Source organism: Kutzneria sp. CA-103260, from assembly GCF_018263855.1.
GTDB lineage: Bacteria > Actinomycetota > Actinomycetes > Mycobacteriales > Pseudonocardiaceae > Kutzneria.
This window is the reverse complement of record NZ_CP073318.1, coordinates 9,273,110-9,288,140: the sequence shown is the minus strand read 5'-3', so window position 1 is coordinate 9,288,140 and position 15,031 is coordinate 9,273,110. Positions and strand designations below refer to the sequence as shown.

At 71.2% G+C, this 15,031-nt stretch carries 17 protein-coding genes; 6 read left to right on the top strand and 11 right to left on the bottom strand.

Annotated elements, in window-relative coordinates; genetic code table 11:
* Positions 1–2: 2 nt before the first annotated feature.
* From JJ691_RS41270 to JJ691_RS41260, 3 genes are all read right to left on the bottom strand, one after another.
* Positions 3–1,217, bottom strand: a complete 1,215-nt coding sequence (locus tag JJ691_RS41270) for a cytochrome P450 family protein (protein WP_211764893.1) — start codon at positions 1,215–1,217, stop codon at positions 3–5.
* Positions 1,218–1,304: 87 nt separating this feature from the next.
* Positions 1,305–1,544, bottom strand: coding sequence for a glutaredoxin family protein (locus tag JJ691_RS41265; RefSeq protein WP_211764892.1), 240 nt, complete (start codon positions 1,542–1,544; stop codon positions 1,305–1,307).
* A 14-nt stretch (positions 1,545–1,558) separates the two neighbouring features.
* On the bottom strand, positions 1,559–3,043 hold the full coding sequence (locus JJ691_RS41260) for an AMP-binding protein (protein ID WP_211764891.1): 1,485 nt from the start codon (positions 3,041–3,043) through the stop codon (positions 1,559–1,561).
* A 167-nt stretch (positions 3,044–3,210) separates the two neighbouring features.
* Here JJ691_RS41260 and JJ691_RS41255 point away from each other — a divergent pair, with 167 nt between their 5' ends.
* The 3 genes from JJ691_RS41255 (at position 3,211) to JJ691_RS41245 (ending at position 5,895) form a co-directional block, all read left to right on the top strand.
* Complete coding sequence (locus JJ691_RS41255) at positions 3,211–3,813, top strand: sigma-70 family RNA polymerase sigma factor (RefSeq protein WP_211764890.1); 603 nt, start codon at positions 3,211–3,213, stop codon at positions 3,811–3,813.
* A 100-nt stretch (positions 3,814–3,913) separates the two neighbouring features.
* Positions 3,914–4,942: a DUF5667 domain-containing protein gene (locus tag JJ691_RS41250; protein ID WP_211764889.1), complete on the top strand. Its 1,029-nt coding sequence runs from the start codon at positions 3,914–3,916 to the stop codon at positions 4,940–4,942.
* A 98-nt stretch (positions 4,943–5,040) separates the two neighbouring features.
* A complete protein-coding gene (locus JJ691_RS41245) occupies positions 5,041–5,895 on the top strand; it encodes an HAD family hydrolase (RefSeq protein WP_211772042.1) in 855 nt (284 codons plus the stop codon).
* Positions 5,896–6,322: 427 nt separating this feature from the next.
* Here the strand turns inward: JJ691_RS41245 and JJ691_RS41240 are convergent, their stop codons facing one another.
* On the bottom strand, positions 6,323–6,781 hold the full coding sequence (locus tag JJ691_RS41240; protein ID WP_211764888.1) for a YbjQ family protein: 459 nt from the start codon (positions 6,779–6,781) through the stop codon (positions 6,323–6,325).
* A gap of 71 nt (positions 6,782–6,852) precedes the next feature.
* On the opposite strand from JJ691_RS41240, the gene JJ691_RS41235 reads away from it, so the two are divergent.
* Positions 6,853–7,812 (top strand): FAD-dependent oxidoreductase, encoded by a 960-nt coding sequence (locus JJ691_RS41235; RefSeq protein ID WP_249227347.1) that lies wholly within the window; start codon positions 6,853–6,855, stop codon positions 7,810–7,812.
* A 216-nt stretch (positions 7,813–8,028) separates the two neighbouring features.
* Here the strand turns inward: JJ691_RS41235 and JJ691_RS41230 are convergent, their stop codons facing one another.
* The 6 genes from JJ691_RS41230 to proC all read right to left on the bottom strand — a co-directional run bounded on the left by JJ691_RS41230 (position 8,029) and on the right by proC (position 12,402).
* Positions 8,029–8,517 carry a hypothetical protein gene (locus tag JJ691_RS41230; RefSeq protein ID WP_211764887.1) on the bottom strand — a complete coding sequence of 163 codons (489 nt, stop codon included), beginning with the start codon at positions 8,515–8,517 and terminating at the stop codon, positions 8,029–8,031.
* 57 nt (positions 8,518–8,574) lie between these two features.
* Entirely contained in the window at positions 8,575–9,552 is a 978-nt protein-coding gene (locus tag JJ691_RS41225; RefSeq protein WP_211764886.1) for a lysophospholipid acyltransferase family protein, read from the bottom strand.
* Between the two features lie 17 nt (positions 9,553–9,569).
* Positions 9,570–10,613 (bottom strand): NAD-dependent epimerase/dehydratase family protein, encoded by a 1,044-nt coding sequence (locus tag JJ691_RS41220; protein ID WP_211764885.1) that lies wholly within the window; start codon positions 10,611–10,613, stop codon positions 9,570–9,572.
* A 202-nt stretch (positions 10,614–10,815) separates the two neighbouring features.
* Positions 10,816–10,917, bottom strand: a complete 102-nt coding sequence (locus tag JJ691_RS41215; protein ID WP_015105422.1) for a 30S ribosomal protein bS22 — start codon at positions 10,915–10,917, stop codon at positions 10,816–10,818.
* Between the two features lie 182 nt (positions 10,918–11,099).
* The gene (locus JJ691_RS41210; protein ID WP_211764884.1) at positions 11,100–11,318 is read right to left on the bottom strand and encodes a helix-turn-helix domain-containing protein; all 219 of its coding nucleotides are present in this window, start codon (positions 11,316–11,318) and stop codon (positions 11,100–11,102) included.
* A gap of 274 nt (positions 11,319–11,592) precedes the next feature.
* Positions 11,593–12,402, bottom strand: coding sequence for a pyrroline-5-carboxylate reductase (gene proC / locus JJ691_RS41205; protein ID WP_211764883.1), 810 nt, complete (start codon positions 12,400–12,402; stop codon positions 11,593–11,595).
* Between the two features lie 111 nt (positions 12,403–12,513).
* Between proC and JJ691_RS41200 the strand changes: the two genes are divergently transcribed.
* Positions 12,514–12,918, top strand: a complete 405-nt coding sequence (locus tag JJ691_RS41200) for a YciI family protein (protein WP_211764882.1) — start codon at positions 12,514–12,516, stop codon at positions 12,916–12,918.
* Positions 12,915–14,060 carry an RNA polymerase sigma factor gene (locus tag JJ691_RS41195; protein ID WP_211764881.1) on the top strand — a complete coding sequence of 382 codons (1,146 nt, stop codon included), beginning with the start codon at positions 12,915–12,917 and terminating at the stop codon, positions 14,058–14,060. The genes JJ691_RS41200 and JJ691_RS41195 overlap by 4 nt, the downstream gene beginning before the upstream one ends.
* Positions 14,061–14,088: 28 nt before the next feature.
* On the opposite strand, the gene JJ691_RS41190 is transcribed toward JJ691_RS41195, so the two are convergent.
* Positions 14,089–14,922, bottom strand: coding sequence for a glutamate ABC transporter substrate-binding protein (locus JJ691_RS41190; RefSeq protein WP_211764880.1), 834 nt, complete (start codon positions 14,920–14,922; stop codon positions 14,089–14,091).
* Between the last annotated feature and the right edge of the window lie 109 nt (positions 14,923–15,031).

The window sequence follows — 15,031 nt, the reverse complement described above, 5'->3', positions numbered from 1 at the left end:
GCTTACGAATTCGTGACGACCGCCCGTGCGCCAAGCAAAACCGGCATTTCCGAATAGCCGTTCATGATCGCCGCGCGGCGGTGCGGCAGCTGGTCGACGGGCACCGCGAGCCGCGCGTCCGGGAACTGCCGGGCCAGCGCCGTCAGCGCCACCTCGCCCTCCAGCCGGGCCAGCGGGGCGCCGAGGCAGTGGTGCAGGCCGTGCCCGAACGCGACGTGCCCGCGCCCACCGCGGTCGAGGTCGAACCGGTCGCCGTGCTCGAACCGGGCGGCGTCCCGGTTGGCCGAGCCGACCGACAGCTGGACGAGCTCGCCCTTGGGGATCGCGACCCCGCCGATCTCGATGTCCTCCACGGTGAAGCGGAAGGTCGCCAGCATCACCGGCGAGTCCAGGCGCAGCAGCTCCTCCACCACCGCCGGCGCGTCGGACAGCAGCTGGCCGGCCAGCCCCGGTTCGGTCAGCAGCCGCCGGATGCCGGCGCTGATCAGGTTGGCCGTCGTCTCGTGGCCGGCGACCAGCAGCAGCACCGCAGCCGACAGCAGCTCGTCCGCCGACAGCCGGTCCTCCTGCTCGCTGGCCAGGGTCATGGCCGACAGCAGGTCCTCACCCGGCTGCTCGGACTTGGCCCTGATCAGCTCCTTGAAGTACGCCTCGATCTTGGCGTTGGCCGGCATGGACAACCGCGGGTCGCCGCTGAGCAGCGCGCCGGTCCAGCCCTGGAACTCGTGCCGGTCCGCGCCGGGCACGCCGAGCAGCTCGCTGATCACCAGCGCCGGCAGCGCGACCGCGAAACCGTCGGCCAGGTCCACCGGGCCGTCCTGGCCCTCGTAGGCGGCCAGCAGCTCATCGGTCAGGCGCTCGGTGAACGGCCGCAGCCGCGCGATCCGCCGCGCGGTGAACTCCTTGGCCAGCAGCAGCCGCAGCCGGCTGTGGTCCGGCGGGTCGGCGTTGAGCATGTTCGGGCCGAGCAGGGTGCCGATCTCCGGCTTGTGCCCGGCCTCGACCAGCTTGGCCCGCAGAATCTCCCCCAGCTGCACGGAGTCCTTGCGCAAGCGGTCGTCAGTGAGCAGCGCGCGGACGTCGTCGTAGCGCGTGACCACCCAGGTCGGCACCCCACTCACCTGCCGGGTCAGGAACACCGGCTCCTCGGCGCGGGCGGTCTCCATGAACTCGTGCACGCGCGCGAAGTACTGGGCCGTGAACATCTCGCGGGTCATGCCTACAAGTAAGCACTGAATCGGCCTTCAGCGTTTGCGCAACGCACAAAAAGGAAGTAGCTCACACCCCGCCGGGCGGCCGTGCGGTCAGCGCGCCAGCGCCGCGCGCAGGCGCGGCTCCTCGACCTTCCAGTAGCCGTGCTCACGGCCGTCGACCAGGATCACCGGCACCCGGTCGCCGTACTCCGCGCGCAGCTCCGGGTCGGTGTCGACGTCCTCCGCCGACCAGTTCACGCCCAGCTCGTCGCAGATGCGGCGGACGTCCGCCTCAGCCTGCACGCAGTGGTCGCAGCCGACCCTCGTCATCACGGTCACCGTGTGGCTCACGGCGTCCACCCTAGTCAGGCTTGCGGCAGACGTAGGCGGCTGCGCACCAGCTTGCCCGTCGGCGAATGCGGCAGCACGTCCGTGAACTCCACGCTCACCGGGACCTTGAACTTCGCCAGCCGCTCCGCGCAGTGCGCGACCACGGCGTCCTCCGTGAGCTCGGCACCCTGACCCAGCACCAGCACCGCCTTCACGGCCTCGCCGGTGGTCTCGCTCGGCACCCCCACCACCGCCGCCTCGGCGACCTGCGGAAGCTCGACGATCACCCGCTCGACCTCGTGCGGGTACACGTTGAAGCCGTTCACGATGATGAGGTCGCCGGCCCGGTCCACCAGGTGCAGGTCGCCCTCGTCGTCCAGGTAGCCCACGTCGCCGGTGCGGAACCAGCCCTCGGCGTCGGGGCCGTGCGCGCCGTCCGGCCAGTAGCCGCTGAACAGGTTCGCGCCGCGCACCGACACCAGGCCGGCGTCGTCGTCGGGCAGCACGAAGTCCTCGTCGTCGGCGAACGGCTGCCCGTCGGTGTCCACCAGGCGCAGCTCGACGCCCGGCAGCGGCCGGCCCACCGAACCCGGCTTCACCTGGCCGCCGACCAGCGTGGACGTGAGCACCGGCGCCGTCTCCGTGAGGCCGTAGCCCTCGAATACCGGCAGACTCGTCGCCTGCTGCACCGCCGACAGCAGCGAGGGGCTCAGCGGCGCCGCGCCCGAGGTCAGCAGCCGCACAGTCACCAGCGCCTCACGTAGCCGCGCGGGGTCCACGTGCAACAGCGCCTGATACATGGGGGGCACGCCGACCAACGTCGTCACCCGGTGCTGCTCAATGGCGTCAACTGCTGCCTCGGCGTCGAAGCGTTGCAGCAGAACAGCGGTCGCGCCGGCGGCCGCGACCTGGAACAGTCCTGGGCCAAGCCCGTAGGAGTGGAACAGCGGCAAGGCGAGCAGCACGCGGTCGGCGGCGGTCACCGGCGCCGGACGCAGCGCCGCGCACTGCGCCACGTTCGCCAGCAACGCGCGGTGCGACAACATCGCCCCGCGAGGCACACCGGAGGTACCCGACGTGTACGCGAGCACCGCCACGTCCTCGCCGCCGCGCACCGACTCGCCGGTGAGGCCGCCGTCGACACGCAGCTTCGGCGCGGCCAGCGCCGTCGTGGCGGCGCCGCTGCCGTCGCCGACGAGCAGCGAGGCGCCGCTGTCGTTCAGCACGCGGGTCAGCTCACGGACTGGGCCGCCGTTGCTCACCGGCACCACCACACCACCGGCGCGCAGCGCGCCGAACACGGCGACCGCGAACTCGGCGGAGGTGGGCAGCCGCACCGCCACCCGGTCGCCCGGCTGGAGACCGGCGTCACGCAGCCGGTGGGCCTCGACGTCGGTGGCGGCGTCCACCTCGGCCCAGGTCAGCGTGTCCCCGGTGGCCGCGTCGATGAACGCGGGGTGATCCGGGCCACGGACCGCGGCGGTCCGGACCAGATCCGCCACGTTGCTGACACCGGTCATGCGAGACCTCCCCATCGAGCCGATCGAAGGATTTTGTCACGGTGGTCCCGCGTCACGCAGGACCTGGTACATCCGTCTCACCAGGGTCCGCCCGCGAGCGCTACCTACTTGCAAGTAACAACACGTATGCTGCCGCTACGCCGACCAAGGGAGGTGCTGCTGGACCCATGAGCAGCCCTGCCCGCCCCAAACAGCCCAGTGGCCCCACCCCGCCCCCCGACGAGCACGCCGAGGCGTGGCAGCTTGTGGACAAGGCGCAGAACGGCGACATCGAGGCGTTCGGCCTGCTCTACGACCAGTACGTCGACCAGGTGTTCCGGTACGTGCTGTTCCGCGTCGGCGACCGCTCCCTGGCCGAGGACGTGACGTCCGAGACGTTCCTGCGGGCGCTGCGCCGGATCACCACGGTCAGTTACCAGGGCCGTGACGTCGGGGCCTGGTTCGTCACCATCGCCCGCAACCTCGTGCTCGACCACGTCAAGTCGAGCCGGTACCGGCTGGAGGTCACCACCGCCGAGCTGGACGACAATCGCCAGGTCACGGCCGGTCCCGAGCAGGCCGTGCTGGACGAGGCGACCTCCCACGAGTTGTTGCGCTGCGTGAGCGAACTCAACGACGACCAACGGGAGTGCATCGTGTTGCGCTTCCTGCATGGTCTGTCGGTGGCCGAGACGGCGCAGCAGATGGGCCGGAACGAGGGCGCGATCAAGGCTTTGCAGCATCGCGCCGTACGCCGGCTGGCCCAACTGCTGCCGGCCGAACTGCGCTAGCTGTGCTCGATCGCTGACGCAATGCTCTTACGCGTAACCGATGCAGTGCCGCCGTCGTTTCCTCGATTGGGAGCGGACAGGTGGTGAGGTGGAGACCCGGATGGAGCACGAACGCGTCGCGGATCTGCTGCGGCGCTCGGCCGACGCGGTGGGGCCGACCCAGCGTGAGCGGGAACGCATGCGGCTGCGGGTGCTCGCCGAGTTCAAGAACGTCGACTTCGACTCGCCCCCGAGCCCGGGCGGCCCGGTCCGGAACTTAGCCGGCCGATCCACCGCCCCCGGCCGCCTCATGGTGGCCCTGGCCGCCGCCCTGTGCCTGATCCTCAGCCTCGGCGCGATGAGCCTGCTGCTCAGCCGGGACGCCCTGCCCGGCGACCCGCTCTACGCGATCAAGCGGACCGCCGAGTCCGCCTCCTTCGGCCTGGCCTTCGACGACGCCGCCAAGGCGCGCAAGCACCTCGAGTTCGCCACCGCCCGCATCGACGAGATGGACGGCATGGTCGCCCGCGGCAACACGCCCGTCGGCTCCTATCTCACCGCGCTCACCGACTTCGACGCCGACGCCGCCGCCGGGTCGCGGCTGCTCACCGTGCTCAGCACCAACGGCGACGGCTCCGGGCTCACCTACCTGCGGGACTGGGCCAAGTCCCAGTCCCAGCGGCTCAAGACCCTGCGCCCGTCGCTGCCCGAGCGGACCGACACCAGCGCCGACCTGCTCACCGCCATCACCGACCGGGCCAACGCCCTGATCGCGCGGCTGAACTGCTACGCGATCACCACCGGCGCCACCGACGACGTCGGCGCCCTGCCGGCGACCGGGCCGTGCGCCACGCGTCCACCCGTCGAGCAAAGCTTCGGCAATGCTCCAACGCCGACGCTTCGCCCCGGTGTTTCGGCACCCGGCGGCGGCGGGCCGAACGGTGGCGGCACGGTGACTCCCACCACCGGCACGCCGACCGTCACGTTCACCACGCCGACCGTCGCCCCGCCCGTGACCACCGGCTCCAAGGGCTCGTCGCCCACCACGACCAGTGACAGGCCCGCCGGCCTCACCGTGCCGCTGCCCGTGCCGCTCGGCAGCCTGCCGCCGCTGCTGCCCGGACTGCCGAGCATTGTGCTCGGTGGCTGATCGCTACCCTTGCACGATGAGGAACCGGCAGCAGCGGAGCGGGAGGCGCGGCGGTGCCACGCTGGCGTGACGAGGCGGAGCACGCGGAACTCGACCGGATGGCCGAGCTGGCCGGCGAGGCGTCGGCGGACGCCGCCGTGGCGGCCGCCGCCGACCTGGAGGCCGCCCTCGCGGTGCCGCCGGACCTGACCGCCGCGGCGTTCTTCGACGTCGACAACACGATGATGATGGGCGCGTCGATCTTCCACTTCGCCCGCGGCCTGGCCAGCCGGAAGTACTTCACCACCGCCGACCTGGCCGGCTTCGCCTGGAAGCAGCTCCGCTTCCGGCTCGGCGGCAAGGAGAACCCCGAGAGCGTGCGGGCCAGCCGCGAGCAGGCGCTCGGCTTCGTGGCCGGCCGGTCCGTGCAGGAGCTCGTCGACCTCGGCGAGGAGATCTACGACGAGCTCATGGCGGCCAAGATCTGGTCCGGCACCCGGGCCCTGGCCCAGATGCACCAGGACGCCGGTCAGCGGGTCTGGCTCGTCACCGCCACCCCCGTCGAGCTGGCCTCCATCATCGCCCGCCGGCTCGGGTTGACCGGGGCGCTGGGCACCGTCGCCGAGTCCAAGGACGGCGTCTACACCGGCCGGCTCGTCGGCGATCTCCTGCACGGCAAGGCCAAGGCCCACGCCGTCCGGGCCCTCGCCGCCCGTGAGGGTCTCGACCTGCGCCGCTGCACCGCGTACTCGGACTCCATCAACGACGTGCCCATGCTCTCCACCGCCGGCACCGCCGTCGCCGTCAACCCCGACCCCGCCCTCCGCGATCTCGCCCGCCGCCGCGGCTGGGAGATCCGCGACTTCCGCACCGGCCGCAAGGCCGCCCGCATTGGCGTCCCCACCGTCCTCGGCGCCGGTGCCCTGGCCGGTGCCGTAGCCGCCGGCATCGCCTACCGCCGCCGCTCCTCCTGACCCACAGGCCCTCGGGCGCTGGCGCCTCCCAGGGCCTGTCGGCCATCAGGCTCCAGCACCCAACGGCCTGCCGGCACCAGCAGCTCTTGGGGCCAGCTTGTTCTCGGCCGGGCCCACAACGTTGCGCCGGGCCTCCACAACCTCTCGCTGCCAGCAACCGTCCAACGCCGCGGCGGCCCGGCCTCATCCGCTGAGGGTCCAGTGCCTCCCAGACCATGGCGGCCACCCGGCCGCACATTCCTGGGGCCTGGGCCGTTCTTGGCCCGATCCCCTCTCCACCCGGCCGTTTCTTGGCCCGGTCTCCTCTCGGCTCACCCCTCCTCGGGCCCACGCGCCTTTCCCGTTTCCCAGGCCGGATTCTCGGGTCCAACGCGAAACGGACCACTCCCGGTGAGGAATGGTCCGTTCACCACGTGGGGCTGTCCCGTCAGCGCTGCTGCTGCTGTTGCTGCTGCTGGGGTGCGTACTGCTGCTGCTGTTGTTGCGGTGCGGGCGGCTGGTGAGCCTGCCCTGCGTGCTGCTGCGCCTGCTGGTCGTTCGGCACAATGAAGACCGCGGTGCCGTAGGCCGCCACCTCGCTCATCGTCTGTGCGATCTCGTTGCAGTCGAAGCGCATGGCCAGCACGGCGTTCGCGCCGTAGCCCATCGCCATCTGGCAGAGGCGGCCGATCGCCTCGTTGCGGGAGTCGGTGAGCATCTGGGTGTACTGGGTCACCTCGCCGCCGCCCAGGGACTTGAGGCCGGCCATGAAGTTCACGCCGATCGCGCGGCTGCGCACGGTCAGGCCGAAGACCTCGCCGAACACGTGCGTGACCCGGCAGCCCGGGACGTCGTTCATGGTCGAGATCAGGATGGGGAACTGCGGGGGTGCGCTTGGCTGGGACATGTCCGCGAATCGTAGCCGCACTGTCCCTTTCGGACTCGGTAATCCCAGTCCGATGCCCTACCGTGACGGACGTGAGTGACGACGTGCTCGTCATCGGGGCCGGCGTGATCGGCCTGACCACCGCGGTGTGCCTGGCCGAGGCCGGCGTGCGGACCAGGGTGATGAGCACCGAGCTGCCGCGGCAGACCACCTCCGCGATGGCCGGCGCGATGTGGGGCCCCGCCTTCGCCGAACCCGCCGAGCGGGTGCTGCGCTGGAGCCGCCTGAGCCTCGCCGAGTTCACCGCGCTGGCCCACGACCCCGCCACCGGCGTCCGCCTCACCCGTGGCCGTATGGCCAGCCGCACCACGCTGCCCATCAACGATCTGCCGCCCCAGGTGACCATGGTCCCCGGCCTGGTCAACTGTGGCCGCGCGGAGCTGCCACCCGGCTTCGTCAGCGGCCAGTGGGGACGTGTGCCACTGATCGACATGCCCCGCTACCTCGGCTATCTCACCGGCCGCCTGACCGCTGCCGGCGGACGCCTGGACATCAGGGGCGTCGCCCGCCTCAGCGAGGCCGTCGACGAGGCTTCCGTGCTGGTCAACTGCAGCGGCATGGGCGCCCGCCGCCTCGTGCCGGACCTCACCGTCCGCGTCTCTCGCGGCCAGCTCGTCGTCGTAGCCAACCCCGGTGTGGAGGAGTTCTTCGTCGAGATCACCACCGAGGCCGAGTCCACCAGCTACTTCCCCCATGGCGACCAGGTCGTGCTCGGCGGCGTGTCCGCCGTCGGCGACTGGCGCCTCGAACCCGACGCCGCCATCGCCGAAGGCATCCTCGACCGCTGCGCCGCCGTCGAACCCCTCCTGGCCGGCGCCCCCATCCTCGAACACCGCGTCGGCCTGCGCCCCGAGCGCACCCCCATCCGCCTCGAAGCCCGCGAGATCGCCGGCCGCCCCATCGTCCACTGCTACGGCCACGGCAGCCTCGGCGTCACCCTCTCGTGGGGCTGCGCCCGCGAGGCCGCCCAGCTAGCCGCCGACCTGATCTGAGCCCCGCTCGAACGCGCGGGCACCCCTCCACCGCCGCGGCATTGCTCCAAAGCTCACGCACTCCTCCAGTGCCGCGGCGCTCCTCCACCGCTGCAGCTTTGCTCCAAAGCTCGCGCGCTTCTCGAATGCTGCAACTTTGCTCGAAGGCGCGCGCAATGCTCCAGAGTTCGCGCACTGCTTGAGTGTGGCGGCGGTGGTCGTGGGCCGCGGCCGAGCTCAGGTGTTGACGTTGAGGGTGAAGTTGATCCGGTCCGGAGTGGGGTAGCTGATCGAGCCGTCCCCGCGGGCGTTGGCGTACTGGCCAGTGCCGCCGACGATGGCGACGGGGTTCTGCACCGGGGACGGCACCACCATGGCGTGCATGGAGCTGAGGTGCAGTTCGCCCTGGGCGGCCGCCGAGAGGCGGAGCACGAGCTTCATCTGGACGATCAGCTTCGCCGGGTTGTCCACGGTCACGTTGACCACGGTGCCGATCATCGAGCCGTCGCCGGCGGCGGCCGAGGTGGAGTCGAACAGGGTGAGCAGCGCGGCGAAGGTGGTGCCGACGGCGGCGTTGTCAAGCGAGGAGCTGGTGGCCCGCGAGGCGACGAACGTGAGGGCGTCCGACATCGCCGCCGACGCGGGGGACGCGCCGACGACGACCAGCCCGCCGGCGGCCATCGCCGGCGCCGCGAGCAATGCGGATCTCCGCGACCACAGCGCCATCGGACCACGGTAAGCACCGCGCCCCGTTGACGCAGGTCAGCGCCACCTTCGGGTGAATCAGCCGAGCCAGACGCTGCGACGCTGGGTGAGCAGGCGGTAGAGGGTCTGCTGGATGGTCTCCCGCACCTGGTCGGTGAGGTTGAACACCAGCATCGGGTCCTCGGCGGCCCCGGGCTCGTACTGGTCGGTGCGGATCGGCTCGCCGAACTCGATGTACCACTTGGACGGCAGCGGCACCGCCCCCAGCGGACCGAGCAGCGGCCAGGTCGGTGTCACCGGGAAGTACGGCAGGCCGAACAGCCGGGCGATCAGCTTGATCTCGCCGATCTTGGGGTAGATCTCCTCGGCCCCCACGATCGACACCGGGATGATCGGCGTCCGGGTGCGCAGCGCCGCCGACACGAAGCCGCCGCGGCCGAACCGCTGCAGCTTGTACCGGTCCTTGTACGGCTTGCCGACGCCCTTGAAGCCCTCCGGCCACACGCCGACCAGCTCGCCGCCGCGCAGCAGCCGCTCCGCGTCGGGGTTGCAGGCCAGGGTCTGCCCGGTCTTGCGGGCGATGGAGCTGATCATCGGCAGCCGGAACACCAGGTCGGCGCCGAGCATGCGCAGGTGACGGTTGGCCGGGTGGTGCTCGTGCACCGCGACGGCGGTCATCACCGAGTCCATCGGCAGCGTGCCCGAGTGGTTGGCGACCAGCAGCGCGCCGCTGTCGGCCGGCACGTTGTGCAGGCCGATTGTCTCCACCCGGAACCACTTCTCGTACAGCGGCCGCAGCAGCGGCATCATCACGTTGTCGGTCAGCTCCCGGTCGAAGCCGAACTCGTCGACCTGGTAGTCGCCGGTGATGCGGCGACGCAGGAACGCGAGCGTGTCGGCCAGCCGGCGCTCCCACTCCGGGGAGGCCTCGACAGCCGCCGGCACAGCGGTGTCGGCGGGTGGCGGCACCTGCTCCATCCGGGGTCGTGACGGCGGCGCCGTCCGTGGCGCCGGACGGTCGGCGCCGTGCAACGGGATCACGCGTGCGTCGGGCATGGGTTCCACCTCCTCACTCACCTGATCGGAATCCGGGCGGCGAGGTCGAGAATGCCCCGCTCCGCCGCCGCCAGGGTGTCCACGTCGATGGTCGGGCGCAGCGCCCGCCCGCTGACGTAGTCGTCGAACGCCTGTGTGGTGGTCCACCGCGGGGTGAACCCGAAATCGCGCTGCAGCAGCGTTGTGTCCACGACGCGGCCGAAGTTCAGGAACCGCATCTGGTCGGGCGAGAAGTCGACCAGGCGGGCGCTGCGCACCAGCCGGCCGACGGTGGGCACGGCCACGCTCGGCACGGGCAGCGCGACCCGGCCGGCGCGGCGGATGGCCTGGGACAGCATGAGCACGCCGTCGCCGCCGACGTTGAACACGCCGGGCAGGTCGTGCAGAGTGGCCCGCTCCATCACGGCCAGCGCGTCCTCGGAGTGCAGCAGCTGCATCCGGGCGTCGTAGCCGAGCACGGTCGGCACCACCGGCAGGGCGAAGTACCTGGTCAGCACGGTGTCGATGCGCGGGCCGATGAAGTTGGTGAAACGGAGCGTGGTGACCGCCACGTCGGGACGGCGCCGCGAGAAGCCGCGGACGTAGCCCTCGACCTCGACGGCGTCCTTGGCGTAGCCGCTGGACGGCAGCTCCTTGGGCGCCATGTCCTCGGTGAACATCGCGGGGTCCCGCGAGCTGGCGCCGTACACGGCGCTGGTGGACTTCACCACCAGCCGGCGCACCACGGCCGACCGCTGGCAGGCGGCCAGCAGCTGCATGGTGCCGATGACGTTCATCTCCTTCATCGCCGTGCGGCCGGTGGGTCCGGCCGGGTTGGCGGTGACGGAGGCGTGCACCACGGTGTCCACCTTGGCGCTGGCGATGACCTTGGTGATCAGCGGGTTGCGGATGTCGGCGCGGACGAACTCGGCCCGGCCCATCCGCCGGAGCAGGTCGCGCGGCGGCGGCACGGTGTCCACGCCGAGCACCCGTTCGATCGAGGGGTCGGCGGCCAGGCGCGCGGCGAGATGGCCGCCGAGGAAGCGGCTCACTCCGGTGACGAGGACGACATTGGGCGCCATGCGACTCCCTGCATAGGCGGCGACGCGAGCGATGCTACTCGTCGTGACGGCCCGCGACAGGGGCCAGGCACACCGCATTGACGCAGGTCACGCGGGTTTTACCGCGGTCTCACCCGATCGGCGGGATCTGGTGTAGCCCCCGTAACAAACGACGGCACCCGCGCGATCGCGCGGGTGCCGTACGGGCTTCAGGCCGAGCGCCTCACTTACCGCGCTTGCGTCGCTGCACCCTGGTCTTGCGAAGCAGCTTGCGGTGCTTCTTCTTCGACATGCGCTTGCGGCGCTTCTTGATGACCGAGCCCATACGGGATCCTTAGGTGTAGACGGTGTGGTCTCTAGGTGGTGCCCTCGTGCTGCCCAGGGCTGCCGAGCCCCTGCCGCCGCGTGGGGACGCGGCCATGGCACCGAGCACGAACGACCTATCACTTTACCCGCATGACCGAGCCCGGCTGGCACAGGTACCAGCCGGGCGCTCGATCGGCTGTCTCATCCCGCGTCGTAGTACGCGTTCTCCAGGTAGTCCTGCACCGCGTTCTCGGTCACCCGGAACGACTTGCCCACCCTCACGGCAGGCAGCTCGCCCGAGTGCACGAGGCGGTACACGGTCATCTTCGAGACCCGCATCACCTTCGCCACCTCGGCGATGGTCAGGAACTGGACCTGTGCGAGCCCGGGATGTGCTGTCTCCTTCTGCTGCGCCGGCATACGTCACCGCGTCCTTAAACACGTGTCGCGCCGTCGGCTTCCCCACCGGCGGTATCGACACGCACGTGCTCACCCGAGCGTAGCGGGACGCATGGGGCTGCTGCGACGTCCGAGCCGGCCTGTGCGCCCAGTGGTGGCGGGATCCACCCGAAGGCACCACGCCACCGCCCCGGTTCGACCATTCGGCCGGCCGACGCCGTCGCTCGCCGATCGGATCGGCCCCGCGGGCCGTCCTGAGCTCGGCGAACCGGCCGGCCGACGCCCCGGCGGACGATCAGCCGTGGTGGGCCTGCCCGAGCTCGACCGACCGGTCCCGGGCGGCCTCGATGGCGGCCAGCAGGGCGGCGCGCACGCCGTGCTTCTCGAGCTCGCGGATCGCCATGATGGTGGTGCCCGCCGGTGAGGTGACGGCCTCACGCAGCGTCACCGGGTGCTCCCCGGAGTCGGCCAGCATGGTCGCCGCGCCGACCGCCGACTGGATGATCAGCTGGGCCGCCGTGGCCCGCGGCAGGCCGAGCAGGATGCCGGCGTCGATCATGGCCTCGACCAGGAAGAAGAAGTAGGCCGGCCCGGAGCCGGACAGCGCCGTGACGGCGTCCTGCTGGGCCTCCGGCACCCGCAGCACCTTGCCCACGCTGCCGAGCAGCTTCTCCACCAGGTCCATGTGCTCGGCCGTGGCGTGCGCGCCGGCCGAGATCGCGCTCATCGCCTGGCCGACCAGCATCGGCGTGTTCGGCATGACCCGCACCACCGAGGTGCCGGCCGGCAGCTCGCGCTCGTACAGCGCCGTCGGCAGGCCCGCGCACAGCGACACGATCAGGGTCTCCGGCTTGAGCAGCGGGTTCAGCTCGGCCAGCAGCGGGTCGATGTCCTGCGGCTTGACCGCCACCACCAGCACGTCGGCTGTCTGGGCCGCCTCGGCCACCTGGACCGCCCGCACGCCGTACCGCTCCGTCAGCTCCTGGCAGCGCTGCTCATAGCGCTCCGTGAACATCAGGTCGCCCGGCCCCCAGCCGGCGTCGAGCAGCCCGGACAGCAGCGCCTCACCGATCTTGCCTGCCCCCAGCACCGCGATCGTCGTCATGCTGACAGCCTGCCAGCACGCGCCACGAAAATTTCCCCGCCCCGGTTGTCGAGAATGGGTCGACGGCTCCGTCCCAGGGGTGCCGGACGGACCGAACGAAGGAGAACCGCCATGAAGTACCTGCTGCTCAAGCACTACCGCGGCGCCCCGACCCCGTGCAACGACGTGCCGATGGACAAGTGGACGCCGGCCGAGGTCGACGCGCACATCCAGTACATGCGGGACTTCGCCGCCGAGCTGGAGAAGACGGGCGAGTTCGTGGACGGCCAGGCGCTGGCCCCGGAGGGCGCGTGGGTGCGGTCCGACGGCGCGGGGCGCCCGGCGGTGACCGACGGGCCGTTCGCCGAGACCAAGGACCTCATCGCCGGCTGGATGATCATCGACGTGGAGTCCTGGGACCGGGCCGTCGAGCTGGCCGGGGAGCTGTCCGCCGCGCCCGGGGCCAACGGCGAGCCGATCAACGAGTGGCTGGAGGTCCGGCCGTTCCTGAGCGAGCCGTCCACGGTGACCGAGTGAACGAGTCGCTGCTGCGGGAGCTCGTGCCCGCGGTGATCGGTGTCCTCGTCCGGCGCGGAGCGGACTTCGCGTCGGCCGAGGACGCCGTGCAGGAGGCCCTGATCCGGGCGCTGGAGACCTGGCCTTCGGATCCGCCCCGGGATCCGAAGGCCTGGCTCGTCGCGGCCGCGTGGCGGAAGTTCCTCGACGCCGTGCGGTCGACCGCGTCCCGCCGGGACCGGGAGCTGGCCGTCGAGGTCGAGCCGGCGGCCGGCCCGGTGCCGGCCACGGACGACACGCTCCGGCTCTACTTCCTGTGCACCCATCCGACGCTGCCGCCGGCCTCGGCCGTCGCACTGACGCTGCGCGCCGTCGGCGGCCTGACCACGCGGCAGATCGCCAACGCCTACCTCGTCCCCGAGGCGACGATGGCCCAGCGGATCAGCCGGGCGAAGCGGAAGATCGAGGGGCAGCGGCTGGACCAGCCCGGCGATCTCGGCACCGTGCTGCGGGTGCTCTACCTCGTCTTCAACGAGGGCTACGGCGGCGACGTGGACCTGGCGGCCGAAGCGATCCGCCTCACCCGCCAGCTCGCTGCCCTGACCGACGAGCCCGAGGTCGCCGGGCTGCTCGCGCTCATGCTGCTGCACCACGCCCGCCGGGCGTCCCGAACCGGCCCCGGCGGCCGCCTGGTTCCGCTGGCCGAGCAGGACCGCTCCCTGTGGGACACCGGCGTCATCGCCGAGGGAGTTCTGATCCTGCAGGCCGCGCTGGCCCGCGACCGGCTGGGCGAGTACCAGGCCCAGGCCGCGATCGCCGCCCTGCACGCGGACGCCCTCAGCACCGCCGAGACGGACTGGGTGCAGATCGTGGAGTGGTACGACGAGCTGCTGCTCATCACCGACAGCCCGGTGGTGCGGCTCAACCGAGCCGTCGCCGTCGGAGAGGCCGACGGACCACAGTCCGGCCTGGCGGCGCTGGCCGACCTCGACCCCGGCCTGCCGCGCTACGCCGCCGTCACCGCCTACCTGCGCGAACGCGCCGGCGATCTGGAGCGCGCCGCCGACCTCTACGCCGAAGCCGCCCGCGCCGCCGCCAGCGTGCCGGAACGCGACCACCTCACCAGGGAGGCCGCCCGGGTACGGCAACTGCTCAAGCCGTGAGCACCGCGATTCGCCACCACAATTCGATTCAGCGCTCGGTGATGGCGGGCGGCGGCGGCAGCCGATAACCGGAGGCGCCGAGATTGGCCTGCGCGGCCGCCTGCCAGGCTCCGCTGGAGATCATTTTCTGCAGCGCGGCGTTCACTTTCGCCTTGCCGGCCGGATCGCCTTTGCGTAGGCCGATGCCGTAGGCGTCCTTGGTGAACGGCTTTCCCACCACTCTGAGCAGCTCGGGATTCTGCGCCGCGTAACCGGCCAGGATCACGTCGCCGGTGGTGATCGCGTCGACTATGCCGGCCAGCAACGCGGTGAGGCATTCGGAATACCGGTTGTACTCGACCAGTTTTGTCTGCTGCGCGAACTGGTCCTTCACCGCCTGCGCCGAGGTGGTGCCGGCCACCGTGCACAGCCGCCGGCCGTTGAGCGACTGCGGGCCGGTGATCGCGGTGTCGCTGGACCGGACCAGCAGGTCCTGGCCGAGGGTGAAGTACGGCCCGGCGAAGTCGACCAGCTTCTCGCGGTCGGCGCTGATGGTGTACGCGGCCACCATCATGTCCACCTGGCCGCTGGTCAGCAGCTTCTCCCGGTTGGCCGGCTCGACCTCCTTCCAGGTGATGTCCTGCGCGCCGACGCCCAGCTCGTTGGCCACGTATTTGGCCACGTCCACGTCGAAGCCCTCGTACTGGCCGTTGAGCGTCTTCATGCCAAGGCCGGGCTGGTCGTAGCGGATGCCGATGACCAGTTTTCCGGAGGCGGCCGACGCGCTGAGCGAACCGGGCGGGCCGGCGTCCGCGCCGCAGGCGGCGAACAACACCAGCACGGCAATTCCGACGGTCGCTCGTAACACGCCTCGCACGCCCATGACCGGTCCCCTTTGACTCGATCCGAATTGGGTAACCAACCCCGACTTTCCGAACCTAATTGGGCAGACCTGAAATTTGACACACTGTACTACGGGCAAGCTTTCTCGA

What these genes read in the sequence shown, in the direction of transcription:
- JJ691_RS41270 (WP_211764893.1), bottom strand. Translation starts at nt 1,217, where the DNA reads ATGACCCGCGAGATGTTCACGGCCCAGTACTTCGCGCGCGTGCACGAG.
- JJ691_RS41260 (WP_211764891.1), bottom strand. Translation starts at nt 3,043, where the DNA reads ATGACCGGTGTCAGCAACGTGGCGGATCTGGTCCGGACCGCCGCGGTC.
- JJ691_RS41255 (WP_211764890.1), top strand. Translation starts at nt 3,211, where the DNA reads ATGAGCAGCCCTGCCCGCCCCAAACAGCCCAGTGGCCCCACCCCGCCC.
- JJ691_RS41250 (WP_211764889.1), top strand. Translation starts at nt 3,914, where the DNA reads ATGGAGCACGAACGCGTCGCGGATCTGCTGCGGCGCTCGGCCGACGCG.
- JJ691_RS41245 (WP_211772042.1), top strand. Translation starts at nt 5,041, where the DNA reads ATGGCCGAGCTGGCCGGCGAGGCGTCGGCGGACGCCGCCGTGGCGGCC.
- JJ691_RS41240 (WP_211764888.1), bottom strand. Translation starts at nt 6,781, where the DNA reads ATGTCCCAGCCAAGCGCACCCCCGCAGTTCCCCATCCTGATCTCGACC.
- JJ691_RS41230 (WP_211764887.1), bottom strand. Translation starts at nt 8,517, where the DNA reads ATGGCGCTGTGGTCGCGGAGATCCGCATTGCTCGCGGCGCCGGCGATG.
- JJ691_RS41225 (WP_211764886.1), bottom strand. Translation starts at nt 9,552, where the DNA reads ATGCCCGACGCACGCGTGATCCCGTTGCACGGCGCCGACCGTCCGGCG.
- JJ691_RS41220 (WP_211764885.1), bottom strand. Translation starts at nt 10,613, where the DNA reads ATGGCGCCCAATGTCGTCCTCGTCACCGGAGTGAGCCGCTTCCTCGGC.
- JJ691_RS41215 (WP_015105422.1), bottom strand. Translation starts at nt 10,917, where the DNA reads ATGGGCTCGGTCATCAAGAAGCGCCGCAAGCGCATGTCGAAGAAGAAG.
- JJ691_RS41210 (WP_211764884.1), bottom strand. Translation starts at nt 11,318, where the DNA reads ATGCCGGCGCAGCAGAAGGAGACAGCACATCCCGGGCTCGCACAGGTC.
- proC (WP_211764883.1), bottom strand. Translation starts at nt 12,402, where the DNA reads ATGACGACGATCGCGGTGCTGGGGGCAGGCAAGATCGGTGAGGCGCTG.
- JJ691_RS41200 (WP_211764882.1), top strand. Translation starts at nt 12,514, where the DNA reads ATGAAGTACCTGCTGCTCAAGCACTACCGCGGCGCCCCGACCCCGTGC.
- JJ691_RS41190 (WP_211764880.1), bottom strand. Translation starts at nt 14,922, where the DNA reads ATGGGCGTGCGAGGCGTGTTACGAGCGACCGTCGGAATTGCCGTGCTG.